The following is a 19,961-nucleotide window of genomic DNA, read 5'->3' on the forward strand; positions in this document are numbered from 1 at the left end:
AATGTGGGAGTGAGCCTGCTCGCGAATGCCGCGCCGCGGATTTACAGAAAAAAACCTACCCCGGATGCGCCGCCGCCAACAGCTCTTTGGTGTAGGGATGTTGCGGGTTGTCAAACACGTCGTGACTGGCACCACGCTCTACCACCTGGCCGTCCTTGATGACGATCATGTCGTGTGCCAACGCGCGCACCACCGCCAGATCATGGCTGATGAACAGGTAGGTCAGACCATATTTCTCCTGCAAATCACGGAGCAGGGCGACCACTTGTTTCTGCACAGTGCGGTCGAGCGCGGAGGTCGGTTCATCGAGCAGGATCAGTGCGGGTTTGAGCACCAGAGCCCGGGCGATGGCGATGCGTTGGCGCTGGCCACCGGAAAATTCATGCGGGTAGCGATGGCGGCTTTCCGGGTCGAGCCCCACTTCCCTGAGCACGCGAATCACTTGCTCATCGCACTCATTGGCCGTCGACTCGCAATGCACTTCGAGACCTTCGCTGATGATCTGTGCCACCGACATGCGCGGGCTGAGGCTGCCGAACGGATCCTGAAACACTACCTGCATCTGCCGCCGCCACGGCCGCAGCTGCTTTTGATTGAGGCCGTCCAGCGCTTCGCCCTGAAAACGAATGCTGCCCTCGGAGTCCAGCAAACGCAGGATCGCCTGACCCAGCGTCGACTTGCCCGAACCAGACTCGCCAACAATGCCCAAGGTCTTGCCGCGCTGAATATTCAGACTGATGCCATCGACAGCGCGCAGATACTGCTTGCGCCTGAACAACCCGCCGCTGACCTGGAAATCGACGCGCAGGTCAGCGACCTCCAGCACATTTTCACGTTCGTCACGGGGCAGGGCTTCACCTTCCGGCTCTGCGTTCAACAGCACGCAGCTGTAAGGGTGTTTGGGTTCGGTAAACAGGGTTTCGCAGGGCGCCTGCTCGACGATCTCGCCAGCCTTCATCACGCACACCCGCTGCGCGATGCTTCGCACCAGATTGAGATCGTGACTGATCAGCAGCAGCGACATGCCGAGCCGCTGTTGCAGGGACTTGAGCAGCAAGAGAATCTTGCGCTGCACCGTGACATCCAGCGCCGTGGTCGGCTCATCAGCGATCAACAACTCCGGTTCGCAGGCCAGGGCCATGGCGATCATCACCCGTTGCCGTTGCCCGCCAGAGAGTTGATGCGGATAGGCTTTCAAACGCTCCTTGGGTTTTTGAATGCCGACCAGTCCGAGTAGTTCGAGAATGCGCTGCTGCGCTTGCTTGCCGCCGAGGCCACGGTGCAGCAACAGGGTTTCGCCAATCTGCTTTTCGATGGTGTGCAACGGATTGAGCGAAGTCATCGGCTCCTGAAAGATCATGGCGATGCGATTGCCGCGCAGTTCTCGCAAGACCTTCGGATCAGCACCGAGCAATTCTTGCCCGCGATAGCGGATGCTGCCACGGGTTTGCGCCTCGCTCTCAGGCAGCAGTTGCAGGATCGAATGCGCGGTCACCGATTTCCCCGAACCCGATTCGCCCACCAGTGCCAGGCACTCACCGGGGCGGATATCCAGGCACAGGTCACGCACCACGGTCTGGCCATGGAAGGCGACATTGAGGTTGCGGATTTCAATCAGGTTTTCTGTCATGGTCACGCTTCAGGATCGAGGGTCAAAAGCGTCACGTAACGCTTCGCCGATGAATACCAATAACGAAAGGATCAACGCCAGGGTAAAGAACGCGGTCAACCCGAGCCACGGCGCTTGCAGGTTCTGCTTGCCCTGACCGATCAGTTCGCCCAGCGAGGCACTGCCGGCCGGCATGCCGAAGCCGAGGAAATCCAGCGCGGTCAGCGTTGAAATCGCCCCGGTCAGAATGAACGGCAGGTAGCTGAGCGTCGCGTTCATTGCGTTGGGCAGAATGTGCCGGAAGATCACCTTGCGGTCAGTCAGGCCCAGGGCGCGTGCGGCTTTGACGTATTCCAGATTGCGCCCGCGCAGGAACTCGGCGCGCACCACGTCCACCAGCGCCAACCAGGAAAACAGCGCCATGATCCCCAGCAGCCACCAGAAATTCGGCTCGACGAACCCGGAAAGGATGATCAGCAGATACAACACCGGCAGCCCCGACCAGACTTCCAGCACGCGCTGTCCGAGCAGGTCGACCCAGCCACCGTAATACCCCTGCAATGCGCCGGCGGCGATGCCGATCAGCGCGCTGACGAAAGTCAGCATCAAGGCAAACAGAATCGATACCCGAGCACCAAAGATGACCCGCGCCAGCACATCGCGCGCCTGATCGTCGGTGCCAAGCCAATTGACCGAAGTCGGCGGACTCGGCGCCGGTTTGTTCAGGTCATAGTTGGGCGTGTCGTCGCTGAACGGAATCGGCGGGAACAGCAACCAGCCGCCGTCCTTGCGAATCAGATTCTGCACGTACTCGCTGCGGTAATCGGCCTGGAACGGCAGTTGCCCGCCGAACTCCTGTTCGGTATGGCGCTTGAACACCGGGAAGTACCATTGGCCCTGATAACCGACCATCAACGGTTTGTCGTTGGCGATCAATTCGCCACCCAGCGTCAGCAGGAACAGGCCGATGAACAGCCACAGCGACCACCAGCCACGACGGTTTTTCTTGAAGCGTTCGAAACGGCGACGACCCAAAGGCGAGAGCTTGAACATCAGGCATTCCTCGCGGCAAAGTCGATACGCGGGTCGACCAGGGTGTAGCAGAGGTCGCCGATCAGTTTTATCAGCAGGCCGAACAGGGTGAAGATGAACAGCGAACCGAACACCACTGGATAGTCCCGCGATACCGCTGCTTCGTAACTCATGCGCCCAAGGCCATCGAGGGAGAAGATCACTTCGATCAGCAGTGAGCCGGCGAAAAACACACTGATGAACGCCTGAGGTATCCCCGAGACCACCAACAGCATGGCGTTGCGAAACACGTGTCCGTACAGCACGCGGCGTTCGCTCAAGCCTTTGGCGCGAGCCGTTACTACATACTGTCGGGTGATTTCATTGAGGAACGAGTTTTTTGTAAGGATCGTCAAGGTCGCGAATCCACCGATCACCAGCGCGGTGACCGGCAGCACCAGATGCCATAAGTAATCGGCGATCTTGCCCAGGGTCGATAGCGATTCGAAGTTGTCCGAAACCAGTCCGCGCACCGGAAACCAGTTCAACGAAGTACCGCCGGCGAATACCACGATCAGGAACATCGCGAACAGAAACGCCGGCATGGCGTAACCGATGATGATCGCCGTGCTGCTCCAGATGTCGAAATGGCTGCCGTGGTGCACAGCCTTGCGGATGCCCAGCGGGATCGACACCAGATAGGTGATCAGCGTCGCCCACAATCCGAGCGAAATGGTCACCGGCATCTTTTCCAGAATCAGGTCGGTGACTGTTGCACCACGGAAGAAGCTCTTGCCGAAGTCCAATTGCGCGTAATTCTTCAGCATCAGCCACAGGCGCTCGTGGGCCGGTTTGTCGAAGCCGTACTGTTTTTCAATGTCCTTGATCAATTGCGGATCGAGGCCACGGCTGGCGCGCGAAGCGTTGCTCGATGTCTCGCCGGCTCCGCCGCCGACACTGGCGCCGCCAATGCCTTGCAGATGGGCGATGGCTTGTTCCACTGGTCCGCCGGGCGCGGCTTGGATGATGACGAAATTGACCAGCAGGATGATCACGAGCGTCGGAATGATCAGCAGCAGGCGCCGCAGTATGTAACCCCACATCAGTGCGGCCCTCCGGGTCTGCCGCGACTGATTTTCTCGGCGGTCATCTGCTGATTGGTCAGTGGCGTGCGGCTGATTTCCCACCAGCTCTCGATGGCTTCGTCATTGCTCGCCTGCACCGTGGGAATGCCGAAGCGGTTCCACCACACGGTCGAAGTGCCCGGCGGGTAATAGTTGGGAATCCAGTAGTAATTCCATTGCAGCACCCGGTCCAGCGCATGGGCGTAATGCAGCATGTCCGACTGAGTAGAGGCGCGGATCAGGCCGTTGATCAAGGTGTCGACCGCCGGGTTTTTCAACACCATGTAATTGTTCGCGCCCGGATCGTTGGCCGCTGCCGAGCCGAAATAGTTGAGCAACTCACCGCCCGGAGAAGTGGTAACGGGGTAGCCGGTGACGATCATGTCGTAGTCGCGACTCATCAGGCGATTGACGTATTGCGAGGCGTCGATGCGACGGATATTCAGCTCGATGCCGATCTGCTTCAGCGTGCGCTTGTAGGGCAACAGCAGGCGGTCCATGCCGTTCTGGCTGACCAGAAAAGTGAAGCTCAGCGGCTCGCCGGCGCCGTTGACCAGTTGATCGCCATCCGGTTTCCAGCCGGCCTGCTCGAGCAGTTGCAGGGCTTGCAACTGCTTGTCACGGATGATGCCGCTGCCGTCGGTCTTCGGCGCCTCGAAGACTTTACTGAACACTTCCTCAGGCACCTGACCGCGCAGCGGTTCGAGAATCTTCAGCTCTTGAGCGTCGGGCAACTGCCGGGCGGCGAGATCGGTATTGGAAAAGTAGCTCTGCTGGCGGATATAGACGTTGCGCATCATCTGCCGGTTGCTCCATTCGAAGTCCCAGAGCATCGCCAGCGCCTGGCGTACCCGGCGGTCCTGGAACATCGGCTTTTGCAGATTGAACACGAAACCCTGGGCCGATTGCGGCGCTTCAGTGGCGAGGTGGGCCTTCTGTAAACGGCCATCGCTGAGGGCGGGACTGTCGTAGCCGATCGAATAGCCGGTCGCGGAAAACTCGCGGTTGTAGTCATAGGCACCGCCACGCAGCACCTGACGGGCGACATCGGTGTCGCCGAAATACTCGATACTGAAATGGTCGAAGTTGTACAGGCCACGACTGACCGGCAGGTCCTTGCCCCACCAGTCGCCATTGCGTTCGAAAGTGATGCTGCGCCCGGAGTCGACCTTGCCGACCCGGTACGGCCCGCTGCCCAGCGGCGGCTCATAACCACCGCCGCCGGCGAAATCGCGACTCTTCCACCAGTGTTCGGGGAACACCGGCAGGGTCGCGATATCCAGGGGCAGGGTGCGGTTTTCGTTGCTTTTGAAGTCGAAGCGCACGGTCAGCGGCGCCTCGATCTCGACGCCTTTGACGTCGGCAAACTGGGTGCGATAACGCAGGCTGCCCTGGGTCATCAGCAGGTTGTAGGTGTAGCGAACGTCCTCGGCGGTGATCGGTTTGCCATCGGCAAAACGCGCCTTCGGATTGATGAAGAAGCGCAGCGACAGACCGTCGTCCGAGCGTTCCATTTTCTCCGCCACCAGACCGTACACCGTGTAGGGCTCATCCAGCGAGCGCTGGGCCAGCGGCGAATACAGCAGGCCGTCGATCTGCGTCACGCCGATGCCTTTGTCTATATAGGGCAGCAGATGATCGAAGTGGCCGATTTCGATTGCCGAGCGCCGCATCGTCCCACCCTTCGGCGCCTGCGGATTGGTGTAGTCGAAATGGCCGAAGCCGGCGGGGTATTTGGCCGGTTCGCCGTAAACGGTCAGTGCGTGTTGCGGGGCAGCGGTCGCACCGGCGGCACCCGTGAGCAGGGCGAGGGCGGTGAGCATCAGTGTGGGGAAAACCAGTCGCATCGTCAGCCTTGGAACGCAAAATCGATAAGCGCAAGTTGTACGCGAGCGGCGCGCCACTCGCCAGCCGTATATGTAACCGAAACACAACGGCCCACCAAAGGGTGGGCCGTTGTCAGCAACAGGACGACGAATCAGTCCTGACGGCTGGTGACTTCCAGCAGGTGGTAACCGAACTGGGTCTTCACCGGGCCTTGCACGACGTTGATCGGCGCGCTGAACACCACGGTGTCGAATTCCTTGACCATCTGGCCAGGACCGAACGAACCCAGGTCACCGCCCTGACGGCTGGATGGGCAGCTGGAGTTGGCTTTGGCGACTTCAGCAAAATCGGCGCCGGCTTCGATCTGAGCCTTGAGTTCGTTGCACTTGTCTTCGCTGGAAACCAGGATGTGGCGGGCAGTGGCTTTGGCCATGGGGAATTCTCCGAACTGTTTCAATAAAAGGTGGAGCGTACCGGAATCAGTCGGTGAATTCTCGGCAAAGTTCCATTCTGATTCCCTGACTCTACTCAAAGATCCGCCGCACGCAGGCGCCGGGCATGCTCGACGTACAGCTCGATAGGGTCCGGCGAAGACGCGGTTACTTCCGGGCTGCGCCGCAAACTAGCCAGGTGATCCATTGGATAATCAGAGCGGATCACTTGGCCGAGATGGCTACTGAAGCGTCCGACGAAGCCGTCATTCTGCTGGGGTTCGGTGGTGAAATACTGCGACAGGACGCGGCAGGTTGCTTGAACCGGATCCAGCGCCGGCAGCCTGGATTGCGCAACAACCCCGCTCCACGAGTAGTAACGCACGCCGTTGACTTGCTCCGGGCCGTGACCGCCCCAGGTGTGTGGCAGGCCTTGTGGGAATTTGTCATTGAATTGACCGACGCCGACGGTGGTCAGTGCGTTGAGTGCGGCCACTGCATTCTGTGGCAGTGCCACGCTGCCACTGAGCAGCGACAACAAATCGGCAAATTGCGTCGCCACGTTTTGTGCAACGACCTCCGGCAGCTTGCCCGGGACCAGTGCCTTGCGCAGGAAGTCGGCGAGCTCCGAACCATGGTTCGGACCACTGACGGAGGTGACTGAAGCGACGACGTTTGGTGCAAGCGCTGCCGCATAGCGTGCAGCGAGTGCACCTTGACTGTGTCCTATAAGGTTGACTTTCTTCGCGCCTGTGCCTCGCAGCACGCAGGCCATCTGTGACAGCAATTGCTCACCCCGCATTTCATTGTCATGGGTGGCCGAAAGGTGTGGAACAAACAATCGACAGCCAGCCGCTTTCAGCGCGGATTTGACGTCATGGAACAGCTCGAAATGACCGATACGCTCGAACCCGAACAGACCGTGGACCAACAGGATGGGATAACGAGTTGTAGCATTCCGTTGCATGTTCTTACCTTTTTCGTAGAAGTTCATCGGGAAATCACCGAGCCACTCTAAAACACCCCTGTCGCTGAGGAAGTACGAAGAGGCTTCGCGTTGTGTTTGAAAATGGACTACGAGGCGTACGAAATTTCGGAGAGCTGTGAAATCCGAATCGGAAGTTCAGTGGGTCGTTTGTCGGCATAACAGCGCGAACGCCCCGGTTGCCTACCTTGCGAGTAGCGCTTGCGCCGTCGTTGCGGTGTATTCGGCTGACATCAAGAACATTCGAAGAAGTCCTCAATGTAGATGTCAGTGTCGCCATTCGGGGCGGCACGTTTTCCAGGGAGTGGAAACGAAAATGAATAGCCATGAAGTCGAGTTTTGCTGGCGGATGCGTCAGCCGATGGTTGCCGAAGTGTCCATCGAAACTCTTGTCGCGCCGATGATTGACGGGCTCAGTGGGAGCGTGTTGGATCCTTCAGTGGTCAAAGCCATCGTTCGCATTTCTCCTTATGCCAACATGAGCTGCGGCGATCAGTTGATGCTGTATTGGGAGGGGCTGGATATCGAAGGCTTCACCTATCAATACGAGAGTGTTCGATTCATCAGCCAGGCTCAGGTCGGCAGGGACGTAATCTTCGTCATCAAGGCCATGCATGTGGCTGCGCTGGATGGAGGCTCGCTGGAGGTTTACTGGACACTGCAAAGTGCGTCCGCGCCCAAGGCAGTGGAATCTGCACGCCTGCAACTGTCTGTGGGCGACATACGCACGCAATTGTTGGCGCCACAGATCGAAGGCTCGGTAAACGGAGCGCTGGAGCCATCGCGAGTGGCCGAGGGCACCCTGGTGACTCTGCAGCCTTACGCGAGGATGTCGGCGGGCGATCGGGTGATGTTGTCCTGGCACGGCGATACCTCGCCCGAGATCTTTACCGACTCATTGAACGTGGAGGCCTACTCCGTCGCGCAATGCCTGTCGTTCTGGGTGCCGGGTAGCTACATCGAAGCTCACCGAGGTGGTGAAGTGGTCGTCGCCTACCGTGTCGAACAACGCTGTGGAACGGTTCGAGCGTCCGAGCCTGCCACGGTTTTCCTAGGGCCTGCAGTGCGTGCGCAATTGCCTGCGCCGGATGTCGTCGAGGCAGTTGAAAACGTGTTGTCACTGAAGGATTCGGTCGACGGCGTTTCCGTTCTCATCGAAGGGGCGCAGGTGCAAGAGGATGAGTTGGTCTATCTCAAGTGTGACGGTGAGTTCTTCAGTCACCGGGATGATCTTGAAATTACGCGGGAGACGGCTGGTCAAGCGGTGTGTTTCATTGTCCCTCACCGGTTCTGGCGTGAACATCACGGCACAACGGTGCAGATCGCCTACACCGTGGAGCGTCTGGACGATGTCAGTCAGCAATCCCCCGTTAGGCAAATCAGCGTGGAGGCTTTGCCAGTGAATGCCGGCCCTCCGCGCTTTGAATGAGCGGGAGGGCGGTTCGATCAACGTTCGGCTTGTGCGACGCGTCGTGCGGCATCGGTCAGCAATCGCTCAGTTGCATCGAAGCCGAGGCAGCCGTCGGTGATCGATACGCCGTAGCTTAGAGAGCTGCTCAGCGGCTGGCAGCCTTCGAACAGGTGAGATTCCAGCATCATGCCGATCAGCGAGTGGTTTCCCCGCAGGCGTTGTTCAAGGACGTCATTGAAGACTGCTGGCTGGCGCAGTGGATCCTTGCCGCTGTTGGCATGGCTGCAATCGACCATGATCCGGCTGGGGATCTTCAGTCTGCTGAGCTCGGCGCTGATGTTGGCCACGCTGCTTGCATCGTAGTTCGGCCCTTGATGGCCACCGCGCAGCACGATGTGGGTGTCAGCGTTGCCGGCTGTCTGCACGATCGCCGGATGCCCTTGGCTGTCGACGCCGAAGTGCCGATGCGGATGGGCTGCCGAGCGCATGGCGTCGACAGCAACGGCGGCGCCGCCGTCGGTGCCGTTCTTGAAGCCCACCGGCATGTTCAGGCCGCTGGCCATTTCGCGGTGGATTTGCGATTCGGTGGTGCGGGCACCAATGGCCACCCAGCTCAGCAGGTCATCAAAGTAGTTGGCGGCCATGGGTTGCAGGAGTTCGGTAGCGACCGGTAGTCCGAGCCGGATCATTTCCAGCATCAGTTCGCGCGACAGCGTCAGACCGGCAGCCATATCGTCAGTGCCGTCCAGATGCGGATCGTAGGCCAGACCTTTCCAGCCGATCGTCGTTCGCGGCTTTTCGACGTAGGCACGCATGACCAGCAGCATTTCACCGCTGACATCTTCGGCCAGGCGAGCGAGTTTGCTGGCGTATTCGATTGCCGACTGCGGATCATGGATAGAGCAGGGGCCAACGATGACCAGCAGGCGCGGGTCTTCACCGTCGAGGATGGCGCGCACCGCCTGGCGATGGGCATTGACCTGCTGATGCAAGGAGTGGCTGAGCGGTAATTGCTGTTTGAGCTGCAATGAACTGGGCAGACGCAGGGTCAGCGCTTCGTTGGCAGAATCGAGGGTGGACAGCGGCAAAGCGGAAACTGAAGAGTTCATGTTCGGTCTTCCTGGGCGGATGGCGGGTTTTCCCGCGCACTCGGCCCTACTGGGGTGTTCGACAATTGGCCGTACTGGCTACGAAGGTGTGTTTGCCACCTGTGGGTGACCGATCGGAGGCGGCAGGCTGTCCCGAGCGGAGGCTGGTAAATCGCCAGGCGCTAAAGCTGTCGTAACGGTAATAAGTGGCGTAGTTCATGGTGCATTCCTTAAAGTGTCTGGTGTGGTGCTGAAAGTTGTTGGCCTGAAAAAACAAAACCCCCGGTCGGGAGGCCGACCGGGGGTTGAGAAATCTCTGGTAGGCGACCCGTTATCATGGGCGCCGTGTGGGTATCAGGCGCGCCAGTGGCTAAACCAATACCCAAAATAGAAGTTGCCTGGAGCGCACATGTCATTCACCCGGACAGCCGCAACCGAGCGCGGGGCGCTGGCGATGCATGGCTGTGAAGGGGCGTTGAACATGGTCTGTCTCCGATGAGTACGCCGAGCTTACTGGACGCTGATACGCGTCAGCAATCAGAAAATGCTATTGACCACCGCTCTAAACGACTATCACTGGCAACTCATGCGGGTGAAAGGCATTTTTGCGGTCATGGAGAAAGCTGAATGAGTTATCGAATCCGGCATGCCACCCGTGATGATCTTGCTTTTGCGCGGGATCTGACCTGTCGCAACATGCTGCGCTATTACATTGACCACGATCTGTTGTGGCAGGACGAGGCATTCGACGCAGGCTGGCAGTATCGTGAGAACTGGATGATCCTCCAGGATGAACTGCTGATCGGCTTTGTCAGTCTGAGCGAGGATGCCCGAGCGCTGTACATACGCGAATTGCAGATTGATCATCCGTGGCAAGGGCAGGGTGCCGGTTCCTGGGCCATTGATCAGGTGATCGAGATGGCTCGGCAGGCAAGGCGACCGGCACTGCGGCTGACAGTGTTTGACAATAACCCGGCGCAAAAACTGTATGCATCTAAAGGACTGCACATCGTGGGCAGGGATGAGTGTTTCCTCAGAATGCAGCTCTATTTGAGTACAGCTGTGCTCTGAAACCCACAGCCGGCAAGCCCTGAATGACGAATTGAAACTTTTTAAATGCGGCTTTCCGCTAGGTCTGTCTGGCACTTTTTGCTAAGGTGTCCGGCATCCCAATAAGACCATATCGCGAGGTGTCTGCTTGATTAGGGTGCTAGTGGTCGACGACCATGATCTCGTTCGTACAGGCATTACACGGATGCTGGCCGATATCGATGGCCTGCAGGTGGTGGGTCAGGCCGAGTCAGGTGAAGAGTCCCTGATCAAAGCCCGTGAATTGAAGCCTGACGTAGTGCTCATGGACGTCAAGATGCCCGGCATCGGCGGCCTCGAGGCCACACGGAAACTGCTGCGCAGCCACCCGGACATCAAGGTGGTTGCCGTTACGGTGTGCGAGGAAGACCCTTTCCCGACGCGTTTGCTGCAGGCCGGCGCCGCCGGTTACCTGACCAAGGGGGCGGGTCTCCCGGAAATGGTTCAGGCCATTCGGCTGGTTTTCGCCGGGCAGCGTTACATCAGTCCCCAGATCGCTCAGCAGTTGGCGATCAAATCATTCCAGCCAACCAATGATTCGCCGTTCGATGCCTTGTCGGAGCGGGAAATCCAGATTGCCTTGATGATTGTCGGCTGCCAGAAGGTCCAGATCATTTCCGACAAGTTGTGCCTGTCGCCGAAAACCGTGAACACCTACCGCTACCGCATTTTCGAGAAGCTTTCGATCAGCAGCGACGTCGAGCTGACACTGCTCGCGGTGCGTCACGGCATGGTGGATGCCAGCGCCTGACCATGACCGAGACATTTGATTCCAGTGCTTTCCTGTCGACCGTCAGCGGTCGCCCGGGCGTCTATCGCATGTTCGACAGCGAGGCGCGCCTGCTGTATGTCGGCAAGGCGAAAAACCTGAAGAAACGTCTGGCGAGCTACTTTCGCAAGACCGGGCTGGCGCCGAAAACGGCTGCACTGGTCGGGCGTATCGCTCAGGTCGAGACGACCATCACCGCCAACGAAACCGAAGCGCTGCTGCTGGAACAGACGCTGATCAAGGAGTGGCGCCCGCCGTACAACATCCTGCTGCGCGACGATAAATCCTATCCGTACGTGTTTCTCTCCGACGGACAGTTTCCGCGCCTGAGCATCCATCGCGGCGCAAAAAAGGCCAAGGGCAAGTATTTCGGCCCCTATCCGAGTGCCGGCGCCATTCGCGAAAGCCTGAGCATCCTGCAAAAAACCTTTTTCGTCCGTCAGTGTGAAGACAGCTATTACAAGAACCGCACCCGTCCGTGCCTGCAATACCAGATCAAACGCTGCAAGGCACCATGCGTGGGTTTGGTCGAGCCTGACGTCTACGCCGAAGACGTGCGCCACTCGGTGATGTTCCTCGAAGGTCGCAGCCACGCGCTGACTAATGAGCTGTCCACCGCGATGGAAGAGGCAGCGATCAATCTCGAATTCGAACGCGCGGCCGAATTGCGTGACCAGATCGCCTTGCTGCGCCGGGTGCAGGACCAGCAAAGCATGGAAGGCGGAACCGGCGATATCGACGTTATTGCCGCATTCGTCAACCCAGGCGGCGCCTGTGTCCACCTGATCAGCGTGCGCGGCGGGCGAGTGCTGGGTAGCAAGAATTTTTTCCCGCAGGTCGGCATCGAGGAAGACGTTTCCGAAGTCATGGCGGCGTTTCTCGGCCAGTACTACATCAGCAGCCCCGAGCGCGATTTGCCGAGCGAGTTGATCGTGAATGTGGTTCACGAAGATTTTCCAGCGCTGATCGAAGGGATTCATACCTTGCGCGGCCGCGAATTGGCCATCAGTCACCGGGTGCGCGGTACCCGTGCGCGCTGGCAGCAACTGGCCGTGACCAACGCTGAGCAAGCCTTGGGCGCGCGTCTGGCCAACCGTCAGCACACCGCCGCGCGATTCGACGCGCTGGCCGAAGTGCTGAATCTGGATGAGCCGCCGCAACGTTTGGAATGCTACGACATCAGTCATTCCAGCGGCGAAGCTACGGTTGCCTCCTGCGTGGTGTTCGGGCCGGAAGGTGCGATCAAGTCGGATTACCGCCGCTACAACATCGAAGGCGTCACCGCCGGCGACGATTATGCGGCCATGCACCAGGCGCTGACCCGCCGGTTCAGCAAACTCAAGGACGGCGAAGGCAAGTTGCCGGACATCCTGCTGGTCGACGGTGGCAAGGGTCAATTGTCGATGGCCCGTGATGTGCTCAACGAATTGGCCGTGCCGGATCTGATCCTGTTGGGCGTCGCCAAAGGCGCCACGCGCAAGGCCGGTTTCGAAACGTTGTATCTGAATGATGCAGCCCACGAGTTCACCTTGCGCGGCGATTCACCCGCCTTGCACCTGATTCAGCAGATCCGCGATGAGGCGCACCGCTTCGCAATTACGGGGCATCGCGCTCGTCGCGGCAAGACCCGCCGAACCTCAACGCTGGAAGGCGTGGCAGGGGTAGGGCCGACCCGCCGCCGTGACCTGTTGAAACATTTTGGTGGATTGCAGGAGCTGTCTCGTGCAAGCATCGAAGAGATCGCCAAAGCCCCGGGGATCAGTAAAAAGCTCGCTGAGTCGATTTATGCGAACCTGCATAGTGAGTAGAATGCCCCTTCACCTCGTAGCCAGTTGTGCCGATGAATATCCCTAATCTGATTACCGTTCTACGCGTCCTGCTCATCCCGATCTTTATTTTGCTGTTCTATCTGCCCTACGAGTGGAGTTACATGGCCTCCGCTTCGGTGTTCGCCTTCGCGGCTGCAACCGACTGGCTCGATGGTTATCTGGCGCGCCGATTGGAGCAAAGCACACCGTTCGGTGCCTTCCTCGATCCGGTCGCCGACAAGCTGATGGTCGCTGTTGCCCTGGTCCTGCTGGTGCAGGAACACGGCAATCTTTGGCTGACGCTGCCAGCGGCGGTCATCATCGGTCGCGAGATCGTGATTTCGGCCCTGCGCGAATGGATGGCCGAACTCGGCGCACGAGCGCAGGTGGCCGTTTCCAATCTGGGCAAATGGAAAACCGCTGCGCAGATGCTCGCGCTGGTGATTCTGCTGGCTCATCCAAAGGCATTCAGCTTCTGGGTCGTGCTCGGTTATACGCTGCTGATCGTATCGGCAGGGCTTACCCTGTGGTCGATGGTTCAATACCTTCGCGCTGCCTGGCCGCACCTGAAGACCGACGTCGAAAAGAAATAAAAGTTTTTTGAATCAAGGGGTTGACGGGGCATCTTAATTCTATAGAATGCGCCACACCAAGCGGGAATAGCTCAGTTGGTAGAGCACGACCTTGCCAAGGTCGGGGTCGCGAGTTCGAGTCTCGTTTCCCGCTCCAATTTGTACAGTGTTTGTTGTTGTGCTACTGACAGCAAAGACTTTGAGGCCGAGTAGCAAAATGGTTATGCAGTGGATTGCAAATCCACCTACGCCGGTTCGATTCCGACCTCGGCCTCCACTATCAAAAGCCCCGTAGATCAATGATCTACGGGGTTTTTTGTTGTCTGCAAAAAACTGGTATTCACATGTTTGCGGAGGGTCAATCAGTCAAGCACGATCCGGTCTGGATGTGGCTGGCACCTTCCACCGTGAGATTCGAGAAAAAGATGCAGCCAATGAGCCGCGCGAACAGCGTCAATGTCTCTGCAAGATCGGGGTTGTCAAACAGAACAGCCCTTGAGTCCAGAGCACATAAGGCACCCCAGAGTCTCCCGTCCGGCAGGAAAACAGGCGCGCCTGCGTAGCTTTCAATTGAATACTGCTTCACCACAGGACGTGACGAAAGTCGTCCATCCTGGCTGATTTGTGGAAGGAACAGGGCTTGAGGGTTTCGTCGAAACTCACTGCAAAGGGTGGTTTCCAGATCCAGCGTATCGCCAACATTTATTCCCAGTTCAATCGGATCGTACGCCGAACAAACGATCCACTCTGTTTCAGTGAATTTTGCGATACCGGCGAAGCGTGTACCGGTCAGACGGGTGACAAGCTGCAGGATGTTGGTAGTTGCTTCGATCTCGGCAATCGCCGAGCGCTCCTCTTGGCTTAAAGACGCTTTTAGAACGGTGTCACTCATTTGCATGGAATCAAATCTCCTGATTGCTTGTACATCCCTGAGCACTGCTCTGGTGACGTTCTGTGAGGCGTGATCGTGGCTGAAGGGGGGGGGCGTGCTGATTACCCTTTGATTATTGATTTCGGCGCCATCCTTTAGCGTAGACATCCCGTCCAGTCCTGGGTTGCCTGCTCATAATCTCAATCGATGAAATATCTGTCACCCGTGCAGCTAAGGTGATGGTGAGCATCTGATTCTTTTGAGTTTATCGCCCCGATTTCCAGACTAGTTGCTGCGATTTGCCAGTAACCTCGGCGTCTACTTCAAGCAAACTCCGTAGCTCCCTGATTTCTGAGGCTTTTTGATTTTCCGCGGTCAGCGATATTTAGTTCTCAAATCGCGCACTCCAAACTTGCTTCACCGGGACGTGATGTATATATTCCCCGCTCGGCTTTTCAAGCGACCATCCTGTCAGGATCGCAACCGCAAGGCTGGACAAAGCAACACCGCGCTACCGCCCGAATGGCGAAACTGGTAGACGCATGGGACTTAAAATCCCCCGCTCGTAAGGGCGTGCCGGTTCGATTCCGGCTTCGGGCACCATGAATATCAAGGGCTTGCATGACATACATCATGCAAGCCCTTAGTTCTTTTTTCCGCAATCAAAAAATCTTTTCCGCAATTCGTGACCGTTAGTCACCTCGTAGGGGTGACCTTCATGCCCTTTCGCATACGGATGTACTGTTCTGTCATCCCTACGGTGGTGTGCCCAAGTTGGTCTCGTGCTTCTCTGATGCTCCCTGTTGACTCCTCTTTATCCGTGGCCGCTTTTGCTCGTAGGTCGCGCATCTGAAATTCTGCTTTTGGAATCCCGGCTGCTTCCCTGGCGTCATCGAACCTTTTTCTGAGCATGCTGGCCGTCATCGGCTGCCCAGAGTCGATCACTACCAGGCGTGTTGATCTGATTTTCTGTCCGGCCTTTCGCGCCATGATTCGATCTATTACGACTTTGAGCTCACCAATGATTTCGATCCTTCGTTTAGCCCCAGTTTTGCCTTGCTGGACGGAGAGCTTTCCGTCGTTTATGTCGCGCTCATCCATCTTCAATGTGTCAGCGACCCTCTGGCCTGTTAGATAGAACAGGTCCAAAGCATCTCTTAATGGTTGATCGGCATGCTGGTAGGCTCGGGCAAGGACTTCGTCTTCAACATATATGTCGCGACCGGTTTCTTTATTACCCTTCACGCCTGAGCAAGGATTTGCCAAGGATGTGTAGCCGTTCTCGCGAGCGAAGTTCCAAATGGAGCTGAGTAACGCTTTTTCCCGATTTGCACGAATAGGAGCTGCCTTACCGCGATGACGAAGGTACTGGCTGACATGTTTCGGTTCGATTGCTTCTAGAGGGGCCGGTGGGTCGTTGAAGAACAGGAGAAGATTTTTCAGTTCGCGCGCGTTGTCCTTTTGGGTGGCATGGGCTTTCGTGGGAACCACCTCATTCATATAAAGCTCGGCCACGTATGCAAAGGTAAGTACGGTTTGTGTCAGAGTTTGAGAAACGCGGCTTTTTTCGAGCTTTGCGTACTCCAAGATGGCTAGGCCGTAATCTGTACCCAGCGGGATTTCCTTGCGTGGTTTCCCGCCAGTGTCATAAAGGTAGTAGGTGGTGTTGCCGCGTTTTCTCTCGCGCAGGCGAGGAATGCTTCCCGGCTTTGTTGGTCTTCGCCCCATTTATCCCACCAAGCGTGGCTGCCACGTCGGAACTTCTGGTGCGTTTGTAGTTACCCCTGTTAGCGCCGAGGCAATCACGCAGGGCCAGCCGTTGCGCTTGATGGTGTGACGAATGCCATTACGCTTCAGTACAGTAATCTGACCAGCTTTAGTTTTGGCTCCAGTCAACTCGCAGACCTGCTCATGGCTAAGAAATTGAATGTTCATGCCGCCTCCTTGCCAGGAAATACAGAGCGCTTCGAATGCGCTTGCTGTGCGACTTTGCTGCCCTCGATTCCTGGTTGCAGCTGCGCAGCCATTGCAAGTACCTGTTCGCGCATAGATCGGGCATCACGCTCGAGCTTCTTGCCGGTACGAAAGGCGCTGAAGGTTTCGGCGGCGATCCGCAGCAACTCGCCGATGGCGACCAGCGTCTGGTGCTCGGCCGGGCCGAAGAGGGGGGCTGCTTCAAGTCGTTTGCAGGTTTGTGCCAAGCGAGTGTGATCGGCCCGGATGAACTGCAGGGAGGCTCGAAGCTCGCGGATGGTTTTGGCGCTTGCGGCGCGTTGGATGTCTTTACCCTCGCGCAGGCCGGTCTCCAGGCCATCGCTGCGGCCTATGATGTAACCGCCCCAGAGCAGCAGGGCGGCCAGAGCTATCAGGATGATCAGTGCACCGATTTGTATTGGGGTCATCATGTGGTGTGCTCCTAAGGTTGTCGTTGGCTGGTGGTGACAGCCGTCAGTGGTGTGGGGGCCGTTTGGCGTTGGCCGTCCTGCTGTCGCTGCATATCTTCATCAGCCTTGTAGGCGCGGATGTCGATCAGCGAGGCAACATGGCGGATGTGCGCGTACTTCAACGCCTTGCGGCTGGTGTCCAGCGTGGTTATGGGAAGCTGGATCCGGCCGCTGTTGATCTCCGTCACAAACGACTGCTCGTTGAGATTGCGAAAGTATTGCTCGCGGACTTTTTCTAGCGGGATCAGGACGTCACCGAAGATTCGATAGAGCAGTTCGACGGTGGCCGATTCGGGCGCCGGATGCAGGCGAAGCGGATTCTGTGCAGCGTTACTCATGGCCTTGTCTAGGCTCCTTGCGTTGTTGTCGTGCCGGGTGGTTCCAGGCATTCAGGCAGTGGCGTCTGGTCAGCTCGCGCAGATGTTCGGGCACTTCGAGGAGCGCGGCGTTGCGCTCCTCGCGTGTGCGCATGGCAACGATCTGGCGGGCGTACTCCCTAGGCCACGTCACGGCGATCTGCTGGGATGGCAGGAAGATCGATGTCCAACTGCTCGGCCAGCCAGCGGATGCCGGCTTGCATGACGCGGGTCGATTGGCTGTACTGCATTCCGCATTTTTCGTCATACCAGGGGCTGTCCTTGACACGCAGGTACGCTTTGTCGCGCTTCGGGTTCGCTGGCAGGTTTCCCTTGAGCAAACCTTTTTCCCGCATGAGAGCGATCAGTTTGGGACGAGTGAGGCCGAGTTGTGTGGCTGCTTGGGCGAGGGTGCGTTCCATATCTCTCTCCTATGCTGCGTGCGCAGCTGGAGTGGCCGCTGCAGCAAGGTGATTAATGGACTCAATGACCTCTGCGTAGATCTCGGCATCGGAGTCATACAAGGTGAAGCAGCGCGTATGCGGACTCTTGTTGCCGATGCTCAAGATCGCGGTGACGCCGCGGCGTGTATGAGTACGATGCAGCGCCACATGCAGGGGAAGTTCAAAACCCATGTCGAGGCTCAGCACGCCGCCGGTGTGCACCAGTTCGAACAAGCGCTGCTTGTCCTGGGCTTCAAAGCGACCGTATTGACGATCCGCATGTGGGAGATGCACCAGATCGCTGGAGTTGCTCGCGTCGAACGGACCGTTGGCAATCTCTTCAATAAAGTCTGCCAGTTTGAGGTGCATCTTCTTGTCGTTTGGCAGGGTCAGCGTGTGGCGTTCGCTGCCCAGCTCCACGACAAAAGTGCTTACCACTGCGCCGCGCTCAGCCTTGAGACGGAATGCCAGGCATTCACGCTTCGGTGCTGTGCGCAGGACATGGTTGAAGGTCTCGGTCAGGTTGACCTGGGCGTTGAGCAGCTGCAGGGTGCGGTTGTCGATCTTGTACTTGATCATGCCGCGTGCCCTCCACCGTTTGGGTCGAAACACTTGGCAGGAGGGCGACGTTTTTTGGAGGTTTGGATGCTAATAAAAGCGCAGCCACATTCTCGGGCCAGACGACGAACCTCGAAAATGCGGCAGGGGTCAGCAATGGTTGGGTGCAAATGAATCGTAGCTTTGGTATGCATGAATTTGCCTCGCTCTGTGGTTAAAGAGTGAGTGCAAATTAGCAACAGCTAATTCATTTCGCAATAGCAAATGCTAAATTTCAGATCTCAAGGTACTTTGACGGCTTTAAGATAGCCCCTACGTAATGGATTTTCTCGACGAGCTTTTCCTCCAGGAAGATAGGAGGGTAGCTGTCGTTAATGCTATCGAACCGGAGTTGACCGTCCCGGCGATAAATGAACTCTTTCACCATTGCCCTACCATCGGTGGTCCGCACGAGGACCTCATCGCCAGTCTGATAAGCATGATTCGGTTCAATGAGCACAAACTCTCCGTTTTTGATGCGTGGATGCATGCTGCTTCCCACGACTTTCAAGCCATACGCATCGGGATCGGAACTGATAATTTCCAAATATCCATCGCCATGACCTGGAGGATATTCAAGTGCGTCGAAGTAGCCATCAGTACCCAACATAGCCTTTCCCACTACGGGTACTGGAGCAGGGCGCCGGTGCTCGCTTGCTTCCCGCTCTTCAGCTGTTCTAAGGGCGGTTTCGTTGATGGTTGCATTGAAGAACGCGGGGTGGGGCAAAACTGGAGGCTTCAGGCCAAGAGCGATCCAAGCGGCGGTGATTTGATGCTGGTCTTCGGCGGAGTAGGTTCCCGTCGTAAGCAAATCAGCAGGAATTGCGAGCTTTTTTGCAAGGTTCGTGGCAGCTCGGTCACCCAATGTCCGGTGCCCGTTTAGGATCTGAGAAATGTACGAAGCGTCCACATCTGCATGCGCTCCGGCAAAGTCCTTGAGTTGGTTTTCACCAATCAGGGCTTTAAGAATCGTGAGGCGTTTTTCGTAGATATTCATATAGGGAATCATCCGTGCTCCGTTAGCAAAATGTAAATTACGTTTTGCTATTGCGGACCGGATTAGCAGTTGCTAATCTTGTGTTGAATAGGGGGTTAGCAATGACGCTTCTCGAATACATAAAGATCCTAGACGACGTACAGCTCAAGACCTTTGCCTCTCGATGTAATACCTCAGTCGGCCAATTAAAGCAGGTTGCTTATGGCAATCGTCGAGCGAACGCAGCTTTATCCATTTCGATTGATCGGCATAGCGGCAGTCGTGTGACGTGTGAGTCGTTAAGGCCAGACATTGATTGGCAATATCTGCGAACACAGGCACCAGCTAATCACAGAGTAGAAAACGCTGCATAGAAAAAAGGCGACCCAAGGGTCGCCCAGTTTCTCCCGACAGCATCACCACAATGCTATCGGGTCGTGATGTCAGAAGGCGAGCACACCACATGCCGTCGACTTTCATCGCGTTTCCAAGGCTCGGAAGCCTTGGTGTTGCTGCCGTTCTTACCACAGAGCTGGCAGCTGTTGCGCCA

Annotated in this window: 21 protein-coding genes and 3 tRNA genes; 9 read left to right on the forward strand and 15 right to left on the reverse strand. The window is 57.3% G+C overall.

Features of this window, described 5'->3' with window-relative positions; genetic code table 11:
* Positions 1 to 55: 55 nt before the first annotated feature.
* The 6 genes from D8U71_RS11840 to D8U71_RS11865 all read right to left on the reverse strand — a co-directional run bounded on the left by D8U71_RS11840 (position 56) and on the right by D8U71_RS11865 (position 6,969).
* A complete protein-coding gene (locus D8U71_RS11840) occupies positions 56 to 1,630 on the reverse strand; it encodes an ABC transporter ATP-binding protein (RefSeq protein ID WP_130887828.1) in 1,575 nt (524 codons plus the stop codon).
* Positions 1,631 to 1,639: 9 nt separating this feature from the next.
* The gene (locus D8U71_RS11845; protein WP_130887829.1) at positions 1,640 to 2,662 is read right to left on the reverse strand and encodes an ABC transporter permease; all 1,023 of its coding nucleotides are present in this window, start codon (positions 2,660 to 2,662) and stop codon (positions 1,640 to 1,642) included.
* Positions 2,662 to 3,723, reverse strand: coding sequence for a microcin C ABC transporter permease YejB (locus D8U71_RS11850; RefSeq protein ID WP_125926815.1), 1,062 nt, complete (start codon positions 3,721 to 3,723; stop codon positions 2,662 to 2,664). Before D8U71_RS11850 ends, D8U71_RS11845 begins: the two co-directional genes overlap by 1 nt.
* Positions 3,723 to 5,591, reverse strand: a complete 1,869-nt coding sequence (locus D8U71_RS11855; protein ID WP_125926814.1) for an extracellular solute-binding protein — start codon at positions 5,589 to 5,591, stop codon at positions 3,723 to 3,725. Before D8U71_RS11855 ends, D8U71_RS11850 begins: the two co-directional genes overlap by 1 nt.
* A 131-nt stretch (positions 5,592 to 5,722) precedes the next feature.
* Positions 5,723 to 6,004 carry a peptidylprolyl isomerase gene (locus D8U71_RS11860; RefSeq protein ID WP_016774509.1) on the reverse strand — a complete coding sequence of 94 codons (282 nt, stop codon included), beginning with the start codon at positions 6,002 to 6,004 and terminating at the stop codon, positions 5,723 to 5,725.
* 95 nt (positions 6,005 to 6,099) lie between these two features.
* Positions 6,100 to 6,969 (reverse strand): triacylglycerol lipase, encoded by an 870-nt coding sequence (locus D8U71_RS11865; protein ID WP_051600704.1) that lies wholly within the window; start codon positions 6,967 to 6,969, stop codon positions 6,100 to 6,102.
* 334 nt (positions 6,970 to 7,303) lie between these two features.
* On the opposite strand from D8U71_RS11865, the gene D8U71_RS11870 reads away from it, so the two are divergent.
* Entirely contained in the window at positions 7,304 to 8,416 is a 1,113-nt protein-coding gene (locus D8U71_RS11870; protein ID WP_123442622.1) for a hypothetical protein, read from the forward strand.
* A 17-nt stretch (positions 8,417 to 8,433) separates the two neighbouring features.
* On the opposite strand, the gene D8U71_RS11875 is transcribed toward D8U71_RS11870, so the two are convergent.
* Positions 8,434 to 9,507, reverse strand: a complete 1,074-nt coding sequence (locus D8U71_RS11875) for a 3-deoxy-7-phosphoheptulonate synthase (protein ID WP_130887830.1) — start codon at positions 9,505 to 9,507, stop codon at positions 8,434 to 8,436.
* A gap of 606 nt (positions 9,508 to 10,113) precedes the next feature.
* On the opposite strand from D8U71_RS11875, the gene D8U71_RS11880 reads away from it, so the two are divergent.
* From D8U71_RS11880 to D8U71_RS11905, 6 genes are all read left to right on the forward strand, one after another.
* Entirely contained in the window at positions 10,114 to 10,557 is a 444-nt protein-coding gene (locus D8U71_RS11880; RefSeq protein WP_130887831.1) for a GNAT family N-acetyltransferase, read from the forward strand.
* Between the two features lie 127 nt (positions 10,558 to 10,684).
* Positions 10,685 to 11,326, forward strand: coding sequence for a UvrY/SirA/GacA family response regulator transcription factor (gene uvrY / locus D8U71_RS11885; RefSeq protein ID WP_024012761.1), 642 nt, complete (start codon positions 10,685 to 10,687; stop codon positions 11,324 to 11,326).
* Between the two features lie 2 nt (positions 11,327 to 11,328).
* Positions 11,329 to 13,152, forward strand: a complete 1,824-nt coding sequence (gene uvrC, locus D8U71_RS11890) for an excinuclease ABC subunit UvrC (protein ID WP_024012762.1) — start codon at positions 11,329 to 11,331, stop codon at positions 13,150 to 13,152.
* Positions 13,153 to 13,184: 32 nt separating this feature from the next.
* Positions 13,185 to 13,745, forward strand: coding sequence for a CDP-diacylglycerol--glycerol-3-phosphate 3-phosphatidyltransferase (gene pgsA, locus D8U71_RS11895; RefSeq protein WP_016774513.1), 561 nt, complete (start codon positions 13,185 to 13,187; stop codon positions 13,743 to 13,745).
* 60 nt (positions 13,746 to 13,805) lie between these two features.
* Positions 13,806 to 13,881, forward strand: a tRNA-Gly gene (locus D8U71_RS11900).
* Between the two features lie 46 nt (positions 13,882 to 13,927).
* A tRNA-Cys gene (locus D8U71_RS11905) sits at positions 13,928 to 14,001 on the forward strand.
* Between the two features lie 81 nt (positions 14,002 to 14,082).
* Here the strand turns inward: D8U71_RS11905 and D8U71_RS11910 are convergent.
* The gene (locus tag D8U71_RS11910) at positions 14,083 to 14,616 is read right to left on the reverse strand and encodes a GAF domain-containing protein (protein ID WP_163012213.1); all 534 of its coding nucleotides are present in this window, start codon (positions 14,614 to 14,616) and stop codon (positions 14,083 to 14,085) included.
* Between the two features lie 495 nt (positions 14,617 to 15,111).
* On the opposite strand from D8U71_RS11910, the gene D8U71_RS11915 reads away from it, so the two are divergent.
* A tRNA-Leu gene (locus D8U71_RS11915) sits at positions 15,112 to 15,198 on the forward strand.
* Positions 15,199 to 15,291: 93 nt separating this feature from the next.
* On the opposite strand, the gene D8U71_RS11920 is transcribed toward D8U71_RS11915, so the two are convergent.
* The 7 genes from D8U71_RS11920 to D8U71_RS11955 all read right to left on the reverse strand — a co-directional run bounded on the left by D8U71_RS11920 (position 15,292) and on the right by D8U71_RS11955 (position 19,432).
* Positions 15,292 to 16,323, reverse strand: a complete 1,032-nt coding sequence (locus D8U71_RS11920) for a tyrosine-type recombinase/integrase (protein ID WP_093101818.1) — start codon at positions 16,321 to 16,323, stop codon at positions 15,292 to 15,294.
* Complete coding sequence (locus tag D8U71_RS11925) at positions 16,324 to 16,530, reverse strand: DUF4224 domain-containing protein (RefSeq protein ID WP_093101817.1); 207 nt, start codon at positions 16,528 to 16,530, stop codon at positions 16,324 to 16,326. It abuts the gene before it with no gap.
* Complete coding sequence (locus D8U71_RS11930) at positions 16,527 to 17,000, reverse strand: hypothetical protein (protein ID WP_093101816.1); 474 nt, start codon at positions 16,998 to 17,000, stop codon at positions 16,527 to 16,529. The genes D8U71_RS11925 and D8U71_RS11930 overlap by 4 nt, the downstream gene beginning before the upstream one ends.
* 11 nt (positions 17,001 to 17,011) lie before the next feature.
* Positions 17,012 to 17,377 (reverse strand): pyocin activator PrtN family protein, encoded by a 366-nt coding sequence (locus D8U71_RS11935; RefSeq protein ID WP_093101815.1) that lies wholly within the window; start codon positions 17,375 to 17,377, stop codon positions 17,012 to 17,014.
* A gap of 158 nt (positions 17,378 to 17,535) precedes the next feature.
* A complete protein-coding gene (locus D8U71_RS11945) occupies positions 17,536 to 17,817 on the reverse strand; it encodes a phage antirepressor KilAC domain-containing protein (RefSeq protein WP_008086765.1) in 282 nt (93 codons plus the stop codon).
* A gap of 9 nt (positions 17,818 to 17,826) precedes the next feature.
* Entirely contained in the window at positions 17,827 to 18,417 is a 591-nt protein-coding gene (locus tag D8U71_RS11950; RefSeq protein ID WP_093101813.1) for a hypothetical protein, read from the reverse strand.
* A 253-nt stretch (positions 18,418 to 18,670) separates the two neighbouring features.
* Positions 18,671 to 19,432, reverse strand: a complete 762-nt coding sequence (locus tag D8U71_RS11955) for a S24 family peptidase (protein ID WP_081500543.1) — start codon at positions 19,430 to 19,432, stop codon at positions 18,671 to 18,673.
* Positions 19,433 to 19,533: 101 nt separating this feature from the next.
* On the opposite strand from D8U71_RS11955, the gene D8U71_RS11960 reads away from it, so the two are divergent.
* Entirely contained in the window at positions 19,534 to 19,785 is a 252-nt protein-coding gene (locus tag D8U71_RS11960; protein WP_081500541.1) for a YdaS family helix-turn-helix protein, read from the forward strand.
* The last annotated feature ends 176 nt before the right edge of the window (positions 19,786 to 19,961 follow it).

It is taken from the genome of Pseudomonas sp. Sample_21, from assembly GCF_004307525.1.
GTDB classification, from domain to species: Bacteria; Pseudomonadota; Gammaproteobacteria; order Pseudomonadales; family Pseudomonadaceae; genus Aquipseudomonas; species Aquipseudomonas atacamensis.

What these genes read in the sequence shown, in the direction of transcription:
- D8U71_RS11855 (WP_125926814.1), bottom strand. Translation starts at nt 5,591, where the DNA reads ATGCGACTGGTTTTCCCCACACTGATGCTCACCGCCCTCGCCCTGCTC.
- D8U71_RS11880 (WP_130887831.1), top strand. Translation starts at nt 10,114, where the DNA reads ATGAGTTATCGAATCCGGCATGCCACCCGTGATGATCTTGCTTTTGCG.
- D8U71_RS11960 (WP_081500541.1), top strand. Translation starts at nt 19,534, where the DNA reads ATGACGCTTCTCGAATACATAAAGATCCTAGACGACGTACAGCTCAAG.
- D8U71_RS11910 (WP_163012213.1), bottom strand. Translation starts at nt 14,616, where the DNA reads ATGAGTGACACCGTTCTAAAAGCGTCTTTAAGCCAAGAGGAGCGCTCG.
- pgsA (WP_016774513.1), top strand. Translation starts at nt 13,185, where the DNA reads ATGAATATCCCTAATCTGATTACCGTTCTACGCGTCCTGCTCATCCCG.
- D8U71_RS11850 (WP_125926815.1), bottom strand. Translation starts at nt 3,723, where the DNA reads ATGTGGGGTTACATACTGCGGCGCCTGCTGCTGATCATTCCGACGCTC.
- D8U71_RS11950 (WP_093101813.1), bottom strand. Translation starts at nt 18,417, where the DNA reads ATGATCAAGTACAAGATCGACAACCGCACCCTGCAGCTGCTCAACGCC.
- D8U71_RS11840 (WP_130887828.1), bottom strand. Translation starts at nt 1,630, where the DNA reads ATGACAGAAAACCTGATTGAAATCCGCAACCTCAATGTCGCCTTCCAT.
- D8U71_RS11870 (WP_123442622.1), top strand. Translation starts at nt 7,304, where the DNA reads ATGAATAGCCATGAAGTCGAGTTTTGCTGGCGGATGCGTCAGCCGATG.
- D8U71_RS11935 (WP_093101815.1), bottom strand. Translation starts at nt 17,377, where the DNA reads ATGAGTAACGCTGCACAGAATCCGCTTCGCCTGCATCCGGCGCCCGAA.
- D8U71_RS11845 (WP_130887829.1), bottom strand. Translation starts at nt 2,662, where the DNA reads ATGTTCAAGCTCTCGCCTTTGGGTCGTCGCCGTTTCGAACGCTTCAAG.
- D8U71_RS11860 (WP_016774509.1), bottom strand. Translation starts at nt 6,004, where the DNA reads ATGGCCAAAGCCACTGCCCGCCACATCCTGGTTTCCAGCGAAGACAAG.
- D8U71_RS11955 (WP_081500543.1), bottom strand. Translation starts at nt 19,432, where the DNA reads ATGAATATCTACGAAAAACGCCTCACGATTCTTAAAGCCCTGATTGGT.
- D8U71_RS11930 (WP_093101816.1), bottom strand. Translation starts at nt 17,000, where the DNA reads ATGATGACCCCAATACAAATCGGTGCACTGATCATCCTGATAGCTCTG.
- D8U71_RS11875 (WP_130887830.1), bottom strand. Translation starts at nt 9,507, where the DNA reads ATGAACTCTTCAGTTTCCGCTTTGCCGCTGTCCACCCTCGATTCTGCC.
- D8U71_RS11945 (WP_008086765.1), bottom strand. Translation starts at nt 17,817, where the DNA reads ATGGAACGCACCCTCGCCCAAGCAGCCACACAACTCGGCCTCACTCGT.
- D8U71_RS11920 (WP_093101818.1), bottom strand. Translation starts at nt 16,323, where the DNA reads ATGGGGCGAAGACCAACAAAGCCGGGAAGCATTCCTCGCCTGCGCGAG.
- uvrC (WP_024012762.1), top strand. Translation starts at nt 11,329, where the DNA reads ATGACCGAGACATTTGATTCCAGTGCTTTCCTGTCGACCGTCAGCGGT.
- D8U71_RS11865 (WP_051600704.1), bottom strand. Translation starts at nt 6,969, where the DNA reads ATGCAACGGAATGCTACAACTCGTTATCCCATCCTGTTGGTCCACGGT.
- D8U71_RS11925 (WP_093101817.1), bottom strand. Translation starts at nt 16,530, where the DNA reads ATGAACATTCAATTTCTTAGCCATGAGCAGGTCTGCGAGTTGACTGGA.